We start from the raw sequence: 16,235 nt of genomic DNA on the forward strand, positions 1-16,235 counted from the left end.
CCTGGCATTCATGTCAAGGGCTGTTTCCTGTCGTCTCCACGAGAGCGTAGGGAGGTATGCCATGCCCCGTCTGAACTGGCTTTCCTGTTTTGCGGTTCTGGCGCTTGTGCCGGGAGCGCAGGCCCAAGCTGCCGACCAAGTGTCTGCCGATGCGGCCCCGCAGTCTGATGCCGAGGCCCCCACGACCGCGGAGCGGGTCGACCCAAATCACCGCGATCCCGCGACCAGGGGAACAGGCTACGACGTGCGGGTCTCGCTGCAGGTCCGCGAGACGCGGCATGATATTCGCGCGATGCGCCGGGAGGGCACCATGAGCCGTGGGCAGGCGAGGGCCTTTCGCAAGCAGGCCAGCGTTCTGTCCGCGGCAAGCAATCGGGCACAGAGGCGGGCTGGCGGCATGAGCGCTTCGGAGGCGCGTGACATGGGTATGCAGGCGGCGATGCTGGACAGCGTCGTCAATGCCCCGATGGCGCAGGACGATTCGGGGAGGCGCTGAGGCGCGGTGCGCGCCGCCAAGCCGAGCTATCTACTGGAGAGTCGCGCCGTCCTCGTCGCTGTCGCCGTGCTTGCCGTAGAACTGCATGAGCTGGACCAGCATCTCGCAGCGCTCGGCGAGGGAGGGGGACTCGAGGAGGCCCTGCTTGGAGGCCGGGTCGAAGGGGGCGATCTGCGAGACGCCGTTGATCAGCGCCTGGTCGTCGAGCCGCGAGACCTGCTCCCAATCCACCGCATAGCCCTGCCGTTCGGCAAAGCGGCGCGCCTCCCGTTCGAACGAGGCGCGCTCGACGGGGGCAAGCACTTCGTCGATCGGTTCGGGCAGCAGTTCGGCTTCGATCTGGCGGAAGGGTGTCGACACATCTAGCTCGCGCGTCATGCGGAACAGGCGCTCGCCTTCCAGGATGATGTTGTAGCGTCCGTCCTGCAGCGCCTCGACCTCGCCGATGCGCCCGAGGCACCCCACGGAGAATAGTGGGGCGCCTTCGGTCGGGCGCTGGGGCTGGATCATGCCGATCATGCGGTCCCGGGCGAGCGCGTCGCTCACCATCGCGCGGTAGCGCGGCTCGAAGATGTGCAGCGGCAGTTGCAGGTTGGGATAGAGCACCGCGCCGGACAGAGGGAAGATGGTGATGCGCGGCACGGGGCGGGTATCCTCTCTTGGGGCTCAGCCGAACAGGATCGTCGAGAGCTTGCGGCGCGTTGCCGAAACCCACGGATCTTCCAGGCCGACCGCCTCGAAGATCTCGAGCAGTTTGGTACGTGCAGCGCTGTCGTTCCACTCGCGGTCGATTGCAACCATTTTCAGGAGCGTTTCGGCGGCAATATCACGCTCGCCAGCGGCAAAAGCGGCGTTGGCGAAGGCGAACTGGGCTTCCATGTCGGAGGGGTTGGCTTCCGCTGCACTGCGCAGGGCGGCCAGTTCGCCGTCTTCGGGCTTGTCCTTGGCCAGCTCCAGGGCCTTGCGGGCGCGTTCGATCTGCGGGTCGCTGGAAAGCTCGACCGGAAGGGTCTCGAGCATCTGCGCGGCCTCTTCCAGGCGGTCTGCGGCCACGAGCGCGCGGATGAGGCCGGACGCCGCCTCGGCGCTGTCGGGCACGGCCTGGAGGATCTGCATGAAGACGCCCGCAGCCTGTTCGGCATCGCCCGCCGCCAGAGCCTCTTCGGCCATGGCAAGGTGAGGCGCAATATCGGGCTTGGGCGGCTGACCGCCGGGCTGGACGGGAAGCTGTTCGAGCAGCTTGTCGAGCGTCGCCTTCAGCTGCGATTCGCTGCGCGCCTGCGTCAGGTCGGCGACCGGCTGGCCCTGGAACATCGCGTAGACGGTCGGGATCGAACGGACCTGGAACTGCGAGGCGATGAACTGCTCTTCATCGACGTTGATCTTGGCGAGTACCACGCCCTTGTCGGCGTACTCGGCCGCGACTTTCTCGAGCACCGGGGTCAGCGCCTTGCAGGGGCCGCACCACTCTGCCCAGAAATCGAGAATCACGAGCTGGGTCATCGAGGGTTCGGCAACCTCCTTGCGGAACCGCTCTGCTGCCTTCTGCTCTTCGATGTTCAGACCCATGCTGGCCACTGCACTGCTCCCGTCGGTCGCGATTTCAAGAGCGGCCTAGATCGACATTCTGGGGGCGTTTGTGAAGGGGGGAATGCGGGAAAGCGGCGGGAATCCGCAATTTGTATTTTTTCTTTCATTTTGCGCTTGCAGGGCCTGAAACCCACTGCTAATGGGCCGCCTCCACCCCGGAAGGGCGGCGCGGACATCCGCTTCCAACCTTCCGAACGGACGCCAGAGCGGGCGTAGCTCAGGGGTAGAGCACAACCTTGCCAAGGTTGGGGTCGAGGGTTCGAATCCCTTCGCCCGCTCCAGTTTCCATCGGTAGTGCGAGGGCACTCTTCCATGCAGGCATGGCAAGAGCGCGGAAGTCTTGGCTTCGTCTCGCAAGGGGTTGGACCGAAACACATTTTTGGGTCTTGCGGTGCTTCCAAAGCGTTGCTAATGGCCCGCCATCCCAGACACGATGGTGCTTCACCAGAGTGTTTCGGAAAAACGCCAGAGCGGGCGTAGCTCAGGGGTAGAGCACAACCTTGCCAAGGTTGGGGTCGAGGGTTCGAATCCCTTCGCCCGCTCCAGTTTTTCAAGTGACATCGTCGGTATAGCGCACAACGCCGGGCATTTCTGCTGCGGCGTTTTTCGTATGTGCGGCGTTTGCAGCGCCTTGCGGCGGCGGGCTATTCGCCCGCCACCGTCATGCCGTCCACGCGGATCGTAGGCACGTTGATCGCGCGGTACCATTCGAGGTCATTGGCTGGCGTCAGCTGCGCGTACATGGCCATGAGATTGCCCGCGACCGTGAGCTCCGAGACGGCGCCCGCAATCTGTCCGTCGATGATCCGGAAGCCCGAGGCCCCGCGGCTGTAGTCGCCTGTCACCCCGTTCACGCCCTGGCCGATCAGTTCGGTGACGTAGATGCCGTCCTTGATGTCGGCCATCAGTTCCTCGGGGGAGAGCGTGCCGGCCGAGAGGTGGACATTGCCGACCGAAACGGACGGTGAGCCGCCGCCTGCGCGCGCGGCATGGCCGGTCGGGGCGAGGGCAAGCTGGCGGGCCGAGGCGGTGTCGAGCAGCCAGCCCGTGACGCGCCCGTCCTCGACCAGCGTGGTGGGACGGGTGGCGAGGCCCTCCCCATCGAAGGGGCGCGAGCGCAGGCCGCGCTTGAGGTGCGGATTGTCGCCGATCTCGATGCCCGCCTTGAAGATGCGCTCTTCGATCCGGTCGAGGAGGAAGCTGGAGCGGCGGGTGATCGCGCTGCCCGACATCGCGCCCAGCAGGTGTCCGATGAGCGTGCCGCCCACGCGCGGGTCGAAAACGACCGGAAGCGGTCCGCTTCGGACGCGGCCCGGGTTGAGGCGGCCGACGGCGCGGGTGCCAGCGAGCGTGCCGATCTCGGCGGCGGAGGGCAGGTCTTCGCGGTGGTGCGACTGGCGCCAGGCGTTGTCGCGCTGCTTGGCGTTGCCTTCGCCTGCGACCACCGAGACGCTGAGCGAATGATTGGTCGAGGCGTAGCTTCCGGCAAAGCCGTGGCTGGTGGTGAGCGCGAAGACGCCGCTGCCCGAGTGGGCCGAGGCGCCGTCCGAATTGGTGACCCCGGCAACGGCGCGCGCGGCGTCCTCGCCTTCCTCGGCCATCGTGCGCAGGGTCTGCGGGCTGAGTTCGCCGCTGTCGATCATGTCGAGGTCGGGCCAGGGGGCCTGGCTCAGCAGTTCCTCGGGGGCAAGCCCGGCGTAGGCATCTTCCGGCGCGAGGCGGGCCATGCTGATCGCGCGTTCGGCCAGTTCGTCGAGCGCGGCGGGCGACATGTCGGAGGAGCCGATCGAGGCCGAGCGCTTGCCCGCAAAGACCCGCAGCGAGATATGCTCGCTTTCGGAACGCTCCACGTCCTCCAGATTGCCGAGGCGGATCTGGATCCCTTCGGAGGCGTTCGCGGCGTAGATCGCATCGGCGGCGTCCGCTCCGGCGCGGCGGGCGCGCTCCACCAGATCCTGCGCGCGGTCCTGGGCCTGCTGCGGGCTAAGCATGTCGGTTCGTACTCCAATGGCTCGGGCGCGGTCGCGCCTTTGTCATCGGGAGTTAGTGCGCCCCTGCGCCAAGCGCAAATGAAGCCGTGCGATTGTACCCGAAAGCGGGAGGGCAAGGGGTTTGCAGATGGGACTCAGGCGAAGAGCAGGCCGAGCACCTTGAACAGGCCGGTGAGGGCAAAGGGCAGGCCGATCGCGATTCCCCACAGAAGCAGGCAGTCACGGCGGCAGGCGGGCGCCAGCGCGGGATCGCGGGCCTCGCGGTCGGTCAGGCTGTTCCAGCGTGCTTCGAAACGGCGGCAGGCCGGGATGATCGCAAGAACCAGCACGATCAGCGCGAAATAGGGGAGAAGCGAACCTTCACCGGCCTTGAGTGCGCCGATGGTTACGAAGATCTGGAGTGCGGTGTAGACGAGGAGGGCATAGGCGATGTGGTCGCTCATGCGGCGGCGCCAGTCGAGCGTGGCGGCAGGACGGCCGCTGGCAGGGGCAGCCTCGTGGGCTTTGCGGTCGGGAAAGGCGGCGCTGGCCTTGGGGGAGTTGCTGTCCATTGGCTGAAAGCCCCATATGTCCTCGTGAGAGGCCAATTAGACCACTCTTGGCGCGGCGAATCAAGATTGCGGGAACTTTTCCAAGCCGGAAACGTGCCGCCTCGACATATTCGTGCGTTGGAAGGTGCGCTGCGCGTATCGCCTTCCACAAACATGCACGAATCCTGCCATTTGCACGGCGACGGTTCAAAACCGCCCTTGCCGAGCCCCCGCGCTCCGCTTACATCCGGCTAGTAATGACTGCACCTACCGATCTGGACGCCGCCCCCGCGCAGGCGATGCGCGCCGAGGCCGCGGGCGATGGCCTCGAAGTGATCTCGATCGCCAAGAGCTATGACAAGCGCACGGTTCTCAGCGACATTTCCCTCTCGGTCGCCAAGGGCGAGGTTCTGGGCCTGCTGGGCCCGAACGGTGCGGGCAAGACCACCTGCTTCTATTCGATCATGGGGCTGGTGAAGCCGGACTCCGGGCGAATCCTTATGGACGGCGTCGATGTAACGCGCCTGCCCATGTACCGCCGCGCGATCCTTGGCCTGGGCTACCTGCCGCAGGAAACCTCGATCTTCCGCGGCCTCACCGTGGAACAGAACATTGGCGCGGTGCTCGAACTGAACGAGCCCGACCGCGACGTGCGCGCGAGCGAACTGGAACGCCTGCTCGACGAATTCGGCCTCACCCGCCTGCGGGGAAGTCCGGCGATGGCGCTTTCGGGCGGTGAACGCCGCCGTGCCGAGATTGCCCGCGCTCTTGCCGCCAAGCCCTCGATCATGCTCCTGGACGAGCCTTTCGCAGGCATCGATCCGCTCTCGATCTCGGACATTCGCCACCTCGTGGCCGACCTCAAGACGCGCGGCATCGGTGTTCTGATCACCGACCACAACGTGCGCGAGACGCTCGACATCGTGGACCGAGCCTGCATCATCTATGGCGGGCAGGTCCTCTTCGCCGGTAGCCCCGAGGCGCTTGTCGCCGATGAGAACGTGCGCCGGCTCTACCTGGGTGAGGGTTTCACGCTGTGAGGCCCTTGCCAACGGGAACCTGATCCATGGCGCTGGGGCCAAGGCTGGACTTACGCCAGACCCAGTCGCTCGTCATGACGCCGCAGCTCCAGCAGGCGATCAAGCTGCTGGCGCTGTCCAATCTCGAAATCGAAGCCTTCATCGGCGATGCGCTCGATGCCAACCCGCTGCTCGACGTGGGTCGCGATCCCGCGCCTGCGGGTGACGACGGGGCCACCTCTCCCGAAGCGGACGTGCGGCGCACCTCGCTGGAGCAATCGCCGGCCGACCGGCTGATCGGCGAAGGCCGCGGGGGCGAGGACAATCCTCTCGACATCGACACCGGCGCCATCGACCGCGATGTCGACACCGGCGATGGCGAGCGGCTGTCCCTGTCCGTTGGCGCCGTGTCCGGTGTCGCGCCTTCGGGCGAGGCGGACTGGGGCGCGGCGCTGGTCGGCAGTGCGGGCGAGGACGGCCCGGGCATAGACGAACGCGCGGGCGCCGAAGAGAGCCTGTTCGACCACCTCGATGCGCAGGTCGGGGCCGTCACCGGGGATCCGGTGCTGGCGGGCATCGCGCGCTATATCATCGGGCTTCTGGATGAGGCGGGCTACCTGCCGGTCCGGTTGGAAGACGTGGCGCGCGATCTGGGGGCGGACCTGGCCGAGGTCGAAGAGGGGCTGGCCGTGGTGCAGTCGCTCGATCCGACCGGGGTGGGCGCGCGCAGCCTGTCCGAATGCATTGCGCTGCAGGCGATCGAGGCCGACCGCCACGATCCGTGCATGGCGCGCCTCATCGCCAATCTCGACCTTGTCGCGCGCGGCGACCTCACCCGCCTCAAGCGCATGTGCGGGGTGGACGATGAGGACATGGCCGACATGCTGGCCGAATTGCGTTCCTACGATCCCAAGCCGGGCCTGCGTTTTGGCGGCGCCCCGGGCGGGGCTGTGACACCCGACATCCTGGTCAGCGCGCGGGACGACGGGGGCTGGGATATCCGGCTCAACGAGGCGACCCTGCCGCGCCTGGTGGTCAACCGGGGGTACTACGTCGCGCTCAAGGGGAGCTGCGAGGACAAGTCCTCGCGCGCCTGGCTCTCGGAGAAGCTGGGCGATGCGAACTGGCTGATCAAGGCGCTCGACCAGCGCCAGAAGACGATCCTCAAGGTCGCTAGCGAACTGGTGAAGCAGCAGGACGGCTTCTTCCGCCAGGGCGTCTCGCAGCTGCGCCCGCTCACCTTGCGCGCCGTAGCCGAGGCCATCGGCATGCACGAATCGACGGTGAGCCGGGTCACTTCGGCCAAGTTCCTCAACTGCGCGCGCGGGACCTTCGAGCTCAAATACTTCTTCTCCTCGGGCGTCGCCTCGGCGAGCGGGGAGGGCGGGGCCTCGGCCGAAGCGGTCAAGGCCGCGATCCGCCAGCTGATCGACGCCGAAGACCCCAAGGCGGTGCTGTCCGACGACACTCTGGTCGAACTGCTCAAGGAAAAGGGGTTCGAACTCGCGCGGCGCACAGTGGCGAAATACCGCGAGGCGATCGGCCTTGGCAGTTCGGTGCAGCGCCGCCGTCAGAAGAAGATTGCAGGCGCCGGCTGACGCGCCGAAACGCTGGGTGCAAAGCGCCTTTCCCCAGCGCGCTGCGGGTAAGGATTGCCATTTGTGCATGACCCTGTCTAAACGGCGCAACGAAACGCCCCCACCCGGGCGGCTGACACCTGCCCCCTTCAACCGGATGGCGTCGTGCTGGAATGCGGCGCCTGTTCGGGAAGGGGGGCCTCTTTCGCGCTCTTACCTAGGCGCCTCTTTCCACCTCCTTGACCGTCCTTGCCTAGCCTTCGCGGCGCGCCGCAGTCCCGGCGCCGAGGCCATGGGGAGGCGCGCGCATGATACCCAAGACATTCCATTTTATCTGGGTGGGCGATGAAAGCCGCCGTCCGGACAACTGCATCGAGACCTGGCGCAAGGCGCATCCGGACTGGGGCTTTCGCCTCTGGGGCAACGCCGATCTCGACGGGCGCGCGTGGATCAACAAGCGCCACATGGACGCGATGCGCGAGCGCGAATGGAACGGGGTGGCCGACATGCTGCGCTGGGAGATCCTGTACGAACATGGCGGGATCGTCTTCGATGCCGATTCGGTCTGCACCCGGCCGCTCGACGAGGACCTGCTCGATTGCCCGGCCTTCGCCTGCTGGGAAAGCGAGATCGCCCGCCCCGGCCTGATCGCGGCGGGCTACTTCGGCTGTCAGCAGGGCAATCCGTTCGTGAAGGGCATCATCGATACCATCGCCGCGCAATCCTCGGTCGTCGAGGACATGGCCTGGAAGACGGTCGGCCCACTGCGCCTGACCGAGTGCTATCGCAGTTTTGGCTACACGCCCTTGCGGATCTACCCCAGCCACTACTTCATTCCGCGCCATTTCACCGGCGTGACGTATCAGGGCAACGACCCGGTCTACGCGCACCAGCTCTGGGGGACGACCGCGCGGCAGTACGACACGCTGCATAAGGTGGACGTGAGCACGATCGGGCGCGAGGCTGCGCCGGAGGCAGCCCCCGAGGTAGCGCAGGCGCCCGCAGTAGAGCCGTCACCTGCATCCGCGCCCGAGCCTGCCCCCGCCGCGCAGGCGCAAGCTGACGCGCCCGGGGTACCGCAAGATGCGCCGACCTCGCCGCTGGAAAAGATCCACGCGCCTTACTTCCTCCAGCGCGTGCCGGTGGGATCGGAGCTGGCGCGCCTGCCGCGCATGGATGTCTTTGCCAGCCTCCTGCAGGGCCAGCGGGTGCTCCACGTGGGCTGCGCGGACTGGCCGATTACCGATCCGGCGACTTCGCTACACGTCCGCTTGCAGGCGCACTGCGCACACCTCGACGGGCTCGACCCGCATGGCGAGGCGCTCGAACAGCTGCGCCCCCACGTGACAGGCGAGCTCTTCACAGACTTTGCGCAGGTCCATGCCAGCTACGACGTGGTCCTTGCCCCCGAGGTGATGGAGCATGTGCCCGACGTCGAGCTGTTCCTGGCCCAGCTCGAGAGCGTGGATGCCAAGATGTACCTGATCTCGGTGCCCGACGCATTCCAGTGCCGCGCGCGTCATTTCGATTACCAGGCCGAAACCGAGACCTTCCTCGAAGGCGTCCATCCCGACCACAACGTCTGGTACACGCCCTATACCTTCGCCAACACGCTGCGAAAATACAGCCACCTCGACCTTCAGCGCATGTGGTTTTTCAATGGCATATCGCTTCTGGCCCTGCTCAGCCGACGCGAATTGGCCCAGGCGGCCTGACCGCGAACTTGCCCGGATGCCGGACACAGGGTAGAAAGGTCCCACCAGCACGCACAAGGAGCCGCACCGCCGTGAACATCTGACACACAGAACTACACCCTGTCTGTCATTGTACCGTGCGAGTGCATCCCATGTCTTTTCTCACGCTGGACGGCGTGGCGTTCCGAACCCCGGAAGGCCGCGCTCTCTTTTCCGAACTTTCGCTTTCCATCGGCCGCGAGCGCATTGGCCTCGTCGGGCGCAACGGGTGCGGTAAGTCCACCCTCCTGGGCGCGATTGCCGAAGGGCGCAGCCCCTCTGCGGGGCATATCGCGCTTTCCGGGACTGCGGGCCTTCTGGCGCAGGACTGGCCGGGCGAATGGACCTTGGGCCACGTGCTTGGCGTGGCCGAACCGCTCGCCTGCCTTGGGCGCGTCCTGGCAGGTGAGGGGCGCGAAGAAGACTTTGCGGCCGCCGACTGGACGCTGGAGGAGCGCCTCGCGGCAATCCTCGATCGGTTGGGCCTGCCGGGGCTCGCGCTCGACCGCGGCGTGGCGAGCCTCTCCGGCGGAGAGCGGACCCGGGTGGGTCTGGCCCGGGTGCTGCTGGAGGCGCCCGATCTGCTCCTGCTCGACGAGCCGACCAACAATCTTGATGCCGACGGGCGGGCCCTTGTAGCTCAGGTCCTTAGCGACTGGCCGGGCGGCGTGCTCATCGCCAGCCACGACCGCGCTTTGCTGGAGGGGATGGACCGGATCGTCGAGCTTGCGCCCACCGGCGTGCGGACGGTGACGGGCGGCTGGTCGCAGTTCGCCGCGATCCGCGATGCCGAGCGGTTGCGGGCTGAGGCCGAACTGGAGCGCGCCGAGGCGGACCTGGGGCAGGTGCGCCGGGCCGCGCAGGCGCAGAAGGAGGCCAAGGCGACCCGCGACAAGGCTGGCCGCGCTTTTGCCGCAGGCGGCTCGCAGGCCAAGGTCCTGCTCGGGCGGCAGGCCGAGCGCGCGCAGAAAAGCGGCGGGGCCCTGAACCGTCAGGCCGCGCGCCAGAGGGGGGAGGCCGAAGATCGGCTCGCCCAGGCACGCGGGCAGGTGGAAGTGCGCGTTCCCGTGCGCATGGACGTGCCGGCCTCCGGTCTGCCCGCAAACGCCCAGGTCCTTGCGCTACGGGCCGTGACCCTGATGCGGGCGGGAAGGCCCTTTGGCCCGTGGTCGCTCGACATCAAGGGACCGCGCCGCATCGCCGTCACCGGCTCCAACGGGGCGGGCAAGACGACGCTGCTGCGCCTTGCGGTGGGTGAACTGGCCCCGCAGACAGGTGCGGTCGCAAGGGTGGAGGGGCGCGTGGCCTGGTTTGACCAGCACCTGGGGCAACTGGCGGGCGATGCGGATATTCTGGCCAACTACCGTCGTTTCAATCCGGGCCTGGAAGAGGAAAACGCACGCGCGGCGCTCGCCCGCTTCGGCTTCCGGGGCGAAGCCTCGCGCCAGCTGGTCGGCACGTTGTCCGGAGGGGAGCGCCTGCGCGCCGGGCTCGCCTGTATACTGGGCGGAGCGAGGGCACCCTGGCTTCTGGTCATGGACGAGCCGACCAACCACCTCGACATCGAATCGATCGAACTGCTGGAGGGCGCTCTTCGCGACTACGACGGGACGCTGCTGGTGGTCAGCCATGACCAGGCGTTTCTCGAGGCCATCGGGATCGAGGAACAGCTGGAAATAGGAAGATAATTCAAGGGGCCATCGCCCCTTGACCCCAAAACGGGCGGCCTCACCTTTCTCACACACGGCTGCGTGCGGGAGGTTAGGGCGACGGGTTCGGGGAGCTCGAGGGCAATGGCCCTCGGAAATCCACTTTCTGTCTCTTGCTATTCCACGAAGAACGATGCCGGAGCCTCTCCATCGAGGTGGCGCTGGTGCATCGTCTCCAGCGCGCGTTCGAAGCGGCGGGTGTAGGCGGGGGTGTCGAAGAGGGCGCAGCTCATCCGCGCATCGGCGAGGCGCTGGCGCAGCGCGGCCAGGCGTTCGGGATGGCGGGCCAGAGCCAGGGCGCAGGCTTCGTATTCGCCGTGACTGGTCGTCGCCAGTTCGGGGAGGCCGGCGGCGGTCACCAGGCTGGCGGCGACCCGGGCGGCGAACTGGCGACCGGCCAACGTCAGGACCGGGAGACCTGCCCAGAGCGCATCGCTGGCGGTCGTGTGCGCGTTTACCGCGAAAGTGTCGAGGAAGAGGTCGGCCAGTGCGAGCCGCCCGAGGTGCTCGGCGTGAGGGAGGGAAGGTGCGAAGACAAGGCGGGCCGGATCGACGCCGCGCGCCTCGGCCTCGTGCCGCAGGTTCGCTTCGGCCCATTCGTTCGAGCGCAGCAGCCAGAGCACCGAGCCGTCCACCTGGCTGAGGAGGCGCATCCAGATGTCCCATTCGGCGGGCGAGATCTTGTAGGTGTGGTTGAAGCTGGCGAAGACGAAGCCCTCTTCGGGCAGGCCGTGGCCCGCACGGCCCCTTGTGTCGGGCACGATCACGCGCTGGTTGTCGTTGGCCTGATAGCTCCCGGCGAGGCGCACGATGGCTTCGGAGAAATGCGCCTCGGCGCCTTCGGGCAGGGCCACCTCGTCGGCCACGAAATAGTCCATGCAGGCATGGCCCAGCGTGCCGGGATAGCCCATGTGGGCCACCTGGACGGGGGCGAGACGGTGCCCGAACATCCGCGTGCGGGTGCCACGCGTGTAGCCCTTGAGATCGATCGCGATGTCGAGGTTGTCCGCGCGGGCGCGGCGCATGACCTCCTCGTCGGTCAGGCTGCCGATCTCGGTGAAGGCATCGCCCTGGCCTTTCAGTACGGCGCGGTGGTGGTCTTCCTCGCGCTCCGGTCCATAGCTGTAAAGGTGAACCTCGAAGCGGCTGCGGTCGTGTTCGCGAAAGAGCCCGCTCATCAGGTAGAGCGTGGCGTGGTTGTGAAAGTCGGCCGAGAAGTAGCCGATGCGGATGCGCCCGTCCCGGCTGGGCGCGGGCGCGGGCAGGCTGGCGGGCCTTGCGGGATAAACGTGCGTCGCACAGGCGCACGAACGCTGGTGCTGGTGGGCGGGGTCGTCGCGGAAGGGCAAGGAGGCGAAGGGCTGCACCGCCCCCACGTCTGCGCCCAGAGTCAGGGCATATTCGCCGCGTGCGACCCAGTCGCACATGTGGGCTTCCTCGAAAAGCGCCTGGAGCCGCGCCGAGGCGTCCGAGGGGGCGAGGGCCAGCGCACCGCGGAATGAAGCTACGGCCTCGGGCAGGCGGTTCATCAGGACCAGCGCCTTGCCGCGGTTGACGAGAGCCTTGCCGTTGTCCGGCGAGATGGTGAGGGCCTTCTCGAAACACTCGAGGGCTGCGTCCACCCGGTCGAGCGCGAGAAGTTCGCCGCCCATGTTGTTGATGGCATCGGCGTGTTCGGGGCGCAGGTGGATGGCCCATTCGTAGCAGGCGATGGCGTCCGCGCGCCGGCCCATCTTCGCGTTGAGATTGCCCAGGTTGTAGTAGGCATCGACGTAGCTGGGATCGATGGCGAGGGCCTGGGCGAAGAAGTAGCCCGCCTCCTCGTCGCGGCCGGTCTGTTCCAGCAGGTTGGCCAGGTTGTAGCGCGCATCGGCATAGGTCGGCGCACGGGCGATGACCTCGCGGTAGAGCTCTTCCGCCTCGGCGTCGCGGCCCTGACGGCGCAGCGCGATGGCGAGGTTGTTGCAGCTGGCATGGGCGCTGGGGTCCGCGGCGATGGCGGCGCGAAAGGCGGTTTCGGCGCGCGGGTTGTCGCCCAGCGCGAGAAGCGCGGCGCCGTAGAGGTTCTGCACGCCGTGGGAATGGGGGAAGGCGCGCGCCAGCGCCTCGCCCTCGCGTACGGCAAGGCCCATGTTCCCGTCGCGATAGGCCGCGACGAGGGTATCGAAGCGGCGCTGGGCGGAGGTGCCGCTGGGTTCATCCAGGGCCTTGAGTGCAGCGCGCACACGGGTGTTGTTGGGGTGGCGTTCGAGGACATCGTGGTAGATCGCGCGCGCGGCATCGGCATCGCCGCGCTTGGCCGCCCCCTTGGCCTTGATCAGCAGGGTTTCCAGTCCGCTCATGCTTCCTCGCGCTCTTCCCGGGATCTGACCTGGACATAACCGGACGTGGTGGACGTTCGGTATCCTCCCTCCCCGGTAGAGTTGCGTAGGGGCGGGCTCGGGTTGCGGGCCTTGCAAAGGTTCGCATACCCGCTGGGAGCACGCTTTCACTGGAGTGGGGAAGGTTACTTTCCACTGTGCAAGGAGAGTGTCCGTGGGCTGGGGTGCCCCTCCGGCAAGATGCTCGTTTTCCCGTATGTTTCCCGGGTTTGGCACGCCTTTTGCTGAACTCTCCGGAATTGGAACCGCACATTTCGACACGGACGCGGGAAAGGTCAGCCGGATGGCAATCGAAACATTCTACGACGTGATGCGCCGGCAGGGCATCACCCGCCGCAGCTTCAACAAGTTCTGCAGCCTGACGGCCGCGGCGCTCGGGCTCAGCCCGGCGCATGCCCAGGACATCCGCAACGCCATGGAAACCAAGCCGCGCATCCCCGTGCTGTGGCTGCATGGCCTTGAATGCACCTGCTGTTCCGAAAGCTTCATCCGTTCGGCGCATCCGCTGGCCAAGGACGTGATCCTGTCCATGATCAGCCTCGACTATGACGACACCATCATGGCCGCGGCGGGCGAACAGGCCGAGGCGATCATCGCCGAGACCATCGAGAAGTACGACGGCAACTTCATCCTCGCGGTCGAGGGCAATCCCCCGCTCAACCAGGAAGGCATGAGCTGCATCATCGGGGGGCGTCCCTTCCTCGAACAGCTCAAGCACGCGGCCGACCACTGCAAGGCGATCATCTCGTGGGGCAGCTGTGCCTCGTGGGGCTGTGTCCAGGCCGCGCGCCCCAACCCGACCCAGGCAACGCCCGTCCACAAAGTTCCGGGGCTTGCCGACAAGCCGATCATCAAGGTCCCCGGCTGCCCGCCCATCGCCGAGGTGATGACCGGTGTCATCAGCTACATCCTGACCTTCGAGCGCTTCCCCGAGCTCGACAACCAGGGGCGGCCCAAGATGTTCTATTCCCAGCGCATTCACGACAAGTGCTACCGCCGTCCGCACTTCGATGCGGGTCAGTTCGTCGAGGAGTTCGACGATGAGGGCGCGCGCAAGGGCTATTGCCTCTACAAGGTCGGGTGCAAGGGCCCGACCACCTACAACGCCTGTTCGACCGTGCGCTGGAACGGCGGCCTCTCCTTCCCGATCCAGGCCGGGCACGGCTGCATCGGCTGTTCCGAAGACGGCTTCTGGGACAAGGGCAGCTTCTACGAGCGGCTTTCCGACATCCAGGGCTTCGGCATCGAGGCCGACGCCGACCAAATCGGCGGTACCGCTGCGGCTGCCGTGGGCGCGGGCGTGATCGCCCATGCCGCCGCGAGCGCGGTCAAGCGCGCCCGCTCGGGCAGTTCCTCGGCTTCTGCCGACACCACGACCACCCATGAGGACGCCTGAGCATGGCTACGCTGGCAACCCCTAACGGCTACACTCTCGACAACACCGGCAAGCGCGTCGTCGTCGATCCCGTCACCCGCATCGAGGGGCACATGCGCTGCGAGGTCAATCTCGACAGCAACAACGTGATCCGCAACGCGGTCTCTACCGGCACCATGTGGCGGGGGCTGGAAGTGATCCTCAAGGGCCGCGATCCGCGTGATGCCTGGGCCTTTACCCAGCGCATCTGCGGCGTGTGCACCGGCACCCACGCGCTGACCTCGGTGCGCGCGGTGGAGAATGCGCTCGGCATCGAGATCCCGGAAAACGCGAACTCGATCCGCAACATCATGCAGCTCTCGCTGCAGGTGCACGATCACCTCGTCCACTTCTACCACCTCCACGCGCTTGACTGGGTGAATCCGGTCAATGCGCTGAAAGCCGACCCCAAGGCGACGAGCGAGCTCCAGCAGATGGTCTCGCCCGCGCACCCCAACTCCTCGCCCGGCTACTTCCGCGACATCCAGACACGCCTCAAGAAGTTCGTGGAGAGCGGCCAGCTTGGGCCCTTCAAGAACGGCTACTGGACCAACCCTGCCTACCTGCTGCCGCCCGAGGCGGATCTCATGGCCGTGACGCACTATCTGGAAGCGCTCGACTTCCAGAAGGAGATCATGACCGTGCGCACGATCTTTGGCGGCAAGGACATCCACCCCAACTGGCTGGTGGGCGGCGTCCCGTGCGCGATCAACATCGATGGCGACATGGCCGCGGGCGCGCCGGTCAACATGACCTCGCTCAACTACGTGCGCAAGATCACCGACAAGTGCATCGACTTCGTGAAGAACGTCTACGTTCCCGACGTCATCGCCATCGGCAAGTTCTACAAGACCTGGCTCTACGGCGGGGGCATCGCGAACAAGTCGCTCATGGCCTACGGGGACATTCCCGACCGCGCGAACGACTACAGCCCGGAAAACCTGATGATGCCGCACGGCGCCATCGTCGACGGCAAGCTGACCGACATCCACCCGGTTGACCTTACCGACCCGGAGCAGATCCAGGAATTCGTGCCGCACTCGTGGTACAAGTACCCGGACGAGAGCAAGGGTCTGCACCCCTGGGACGGCATCACCGAGCCGCACTACGAACTGGGCCCCAAGGCCAAGGGCACCTCAACGCGGATCGAGGAACTGGACGAGGGCGCCAAGTACTCGTGGATCAAGGCGCCGCGCTGGCGCGGCCACGCGATGGAAGTGGGCCCGCTCGCGCGCTACATCATCGGTTACCAGCAGGGCCGCAAGGACATCCAGGAGCAGGTCGATGGCTGCCTTTCCGCGCTGGGGCTGCCGATGGAGGCGATGTTCTCCACCCTGGGCCGCACCGCGGCGCGCGCGCTGGAGGCGCAGTGGGCGGCTGAAAAGCAGGCCTACTTCCTCGACAAGCTCATCACCAATGTGAAGAACGGCGACACCGCGACCGCCAATACCGCCAAGTTCGATCCCAAGACCTGGCCCGAGGAGGTCAAGGGCGTGGGCTTTACCGAGGCCCCGCGCGGCGCGCTGGCGCACTGGATCCGCATCAAGGGCGGCAAGATCGAGAACTACCAGTGCGTGGTCCCCACCACCTGGAACGGCACCCCGCGCGACAATGAAGGCAATATCGGTGCCTTCGAGGCTTCGCTGCTGGACACCAAGGTGGAGCGCGCCGAAGAGCCGGTGGAGATCCTGCGCACGCTGCACAGCTTCGATCCCTGCCTCGCCTGCTCGACCCACGTGATGGGGCCCGACGGGCAGGAACTGGCCGAAGTCAAAGTGCGCTGAGGAAAAGGAAG

General features: G+C 66.6%; 12 protein-coding genes and 2 tRNA genes. 9 read left to right on the top strand and 5 right to left on the bottom strand.

Features of this window, described 5'->3' with window-relative positions:
• The first annotated feature begins 61 nt into the window (after positions 1-61).
• Positions 62-496, top strand: coding sequence for a hypothetical protein (locus LC060_RS02915; protein WP_226632543.1), 435 nt, complete (start codon positions 62-64; stop codon positions 494-496).
• 30 nt (positions 497-526) lie between these two features.
• Here the strand turns inward: LC060_RS02915 and LC060_RS02920 are convergent, their stop codons facing one another.
• Both LC060_RS02920 and LC060_RS02925 read right to left on the bottom strand, forming a co-directional pair.
• Positions 527-1,138, bottom strand: a complete 612-nt coding sequence (locus tag LC060_RS02920) for an LON peptidase substrate-binding domain-containing protein (RefSeq protein WP_226632545.1) — start codon at positions 1,136-1,138, stop codon at positions 527-529.
• Between the two features lie 24 nt (positions 1,139-1,162).
• The gene (locus tag LC060_RS02925) at positions 1,163-2,065 is read right to left on the bottom strand and encodes a tetratricopeptide repeat protein (RefSeq protein WP_226633600.1); all 903 of its coding nucleotides are present in this window, start codon (positions 2,063-2,065) and stop codon (positions 1,163-1,165) included.
• Positions 2,066-2,292: 227 nt separating this feature from the next.
• Here LC060_RS02925 and LC060_RS02930 point away from each other — a divergent pair.
• Both LC060_RS02930 and LC060_RS02935 read left to right on the top strand, forming a co-directional pair.
• A tRNA-Gly gene (locus LC060_RS02930) sits at positions 2,293-2,367 on the top strand.
• Positions 2,368-2,556: 189 nt separating this feature from the next.
• Positions 2,557-2,631 (top strand) — tRNA-Gly (locus LC060_RS02935).
• Positions 2,632-2,730: 99 nt separating this feature from the next.
• Here the strand turns inward: LC060_RS02935 and LC060_RS02940 are convergent.
• Both LC060_RS02940 and LC060_RS02945 read right to left on the bottom strand, forming a co-directional pair.
• Positions 2,731-4,077 (bottom strand): TldD/PmbA family protein, encoded by a 1,347-nt coding sequence (locus LC060_RS02940; RefSeq protein ID WP_226632547.1) that lies wholly within the window; start codon positions 4,075-4,077, stop codon positions 2,731-2,733.
• A 134-nt stretch (positions 4,078-4,211) separates the two neighbouring features.
• Positions 4,212-4,628: a hypothetical protein gene (locus tag LC060_RS02945; RefSeq protein ID WP_226632549.1), complete on the bottom strand. Its 417-nt coding sequence runs from the start codon at positions 4,626-4,628 to the stop codon at positions 4,212-4,214.
• 236 nt (positions 4,629-4,864) lie between these two features.
• On the opposite strand from LC060_RS02945, the gene lptB reads away from it, so the two are divergent.
• From lptB to LC060_RS02965, 4 genes are all read left to right on the top strand, one after another.
• Positions 4,865-5,647: an LPS export ABC transporter ATP-binding protein gene (lptB, locus tag LC060_RS02950; RefSeq protein ID WP_039388878.1), complete on the top strand. Its 783-nt coding sequence runs from the start codon at positions 4,865-4,867 to the stop codon at positions 5,645-5,647.
• Between the two features lie 26 nt (positions 5,648-5,673).
• The gene (gene rpoN / locus LC060_RS02955) at positions 5,674-7,224 is read left to right on the top strand and encodes an RNA polymerase factor sigma-54 (RefSeq protein WP_226632551.1); all 1,551 of its coding nucleotides are present in this window, start codon (positions 5,674-5,676) and stop codon (positions 7,222-7,224) included.
• 287 nt (positions 7,225-7,511) lie between these two features.
• Positions 7,512-8,918 carry a glycosyltransferase gene (locus LC060_RS02960; RefSeq protein ID WP_226632553.1) on the top strand — a complete coding sequence of 469 codons (1,407 nt, stop codon included), beginning with the start codon at positions 7,512-7,514 and terminating at the stop codon, positions 8,916-8,918.
• Positions 8,919-9,049: 131 nt separating this feature from the next.
• A complete protein-coding gene (locus LC060_RS02965; RefSeq protein WP_226632554.1) occupies positions 9,050-10,624 on the top strand; it encodes an ABC-F family ATP-binding cassette domain-containing protein in 1,575 nt (524 codons plus the stop codon).
• 137 nt (positions 10,625-10,761) lie between these two features.
• On the opposite strand, the gene LC060_RS02970 is transcribed toward LC060_RS02965, so the two are convergent.
• Complete coding sequence (locus tag LC060_RS02970) at positions 10,762-12,987, bottom strand: tetratricopeptide repeat protein (protein ID WP_226632556.1); 2,226 nt, start codon at positions 12,985-12,987, stop codon at positions 10,762-10,764.
• A 322-nt stretch (positions 12,988-13,309) separates the two neighbouring features.
• Here LC060_RS02970 and LC060_RS02975 point away from each other — a divergent pair, with 322 nt between their 5' ends.
• Together LC060_RS02975 and LC060_RS02980 are read left to right on the top strand one after the other, a co-directional pair.
• Positions 13,310-14,422 carry a hydrogenase small subunit gene (locus LC060_RS02975; RefSeq protein WP_264191667.1) on the top strand — a complete coding sequence of 371 codons (1,113 nt, stop codon included), beginning with the start codon at positions 13,310-13,312 and terminating at the stop codon, positions 14,420-14,422.
• 2 nt (positions 14,423-14,424) lie between these two features.
• Positions 14,425-16,224 carry a nickel-dependent hydrogenase large subunit gene (locus LC060_RS02980; RefSeq protein WP_226632558.1) on the top strand — a complete coding sequence of 600 codons (1,800 nt, stop codon included), beginning with the start codon at positions 14,425-14,427 and terminating at the stop codon, positions 16,222-16,224.
• Positions 16,225-16,235 lie beyond the last annotated feature (11 nt).

The organism is Novosphingobium profundi (assembly GCF_020524485.1).
GTDB classification, from domain to species: domain Bacteria; phylum Pseudomonadota; class Alphaproteobacteria; order Sphingomonadales; family Sphingomonadaceae; genus Novosphingobium; species Novosphingobium profundi_A.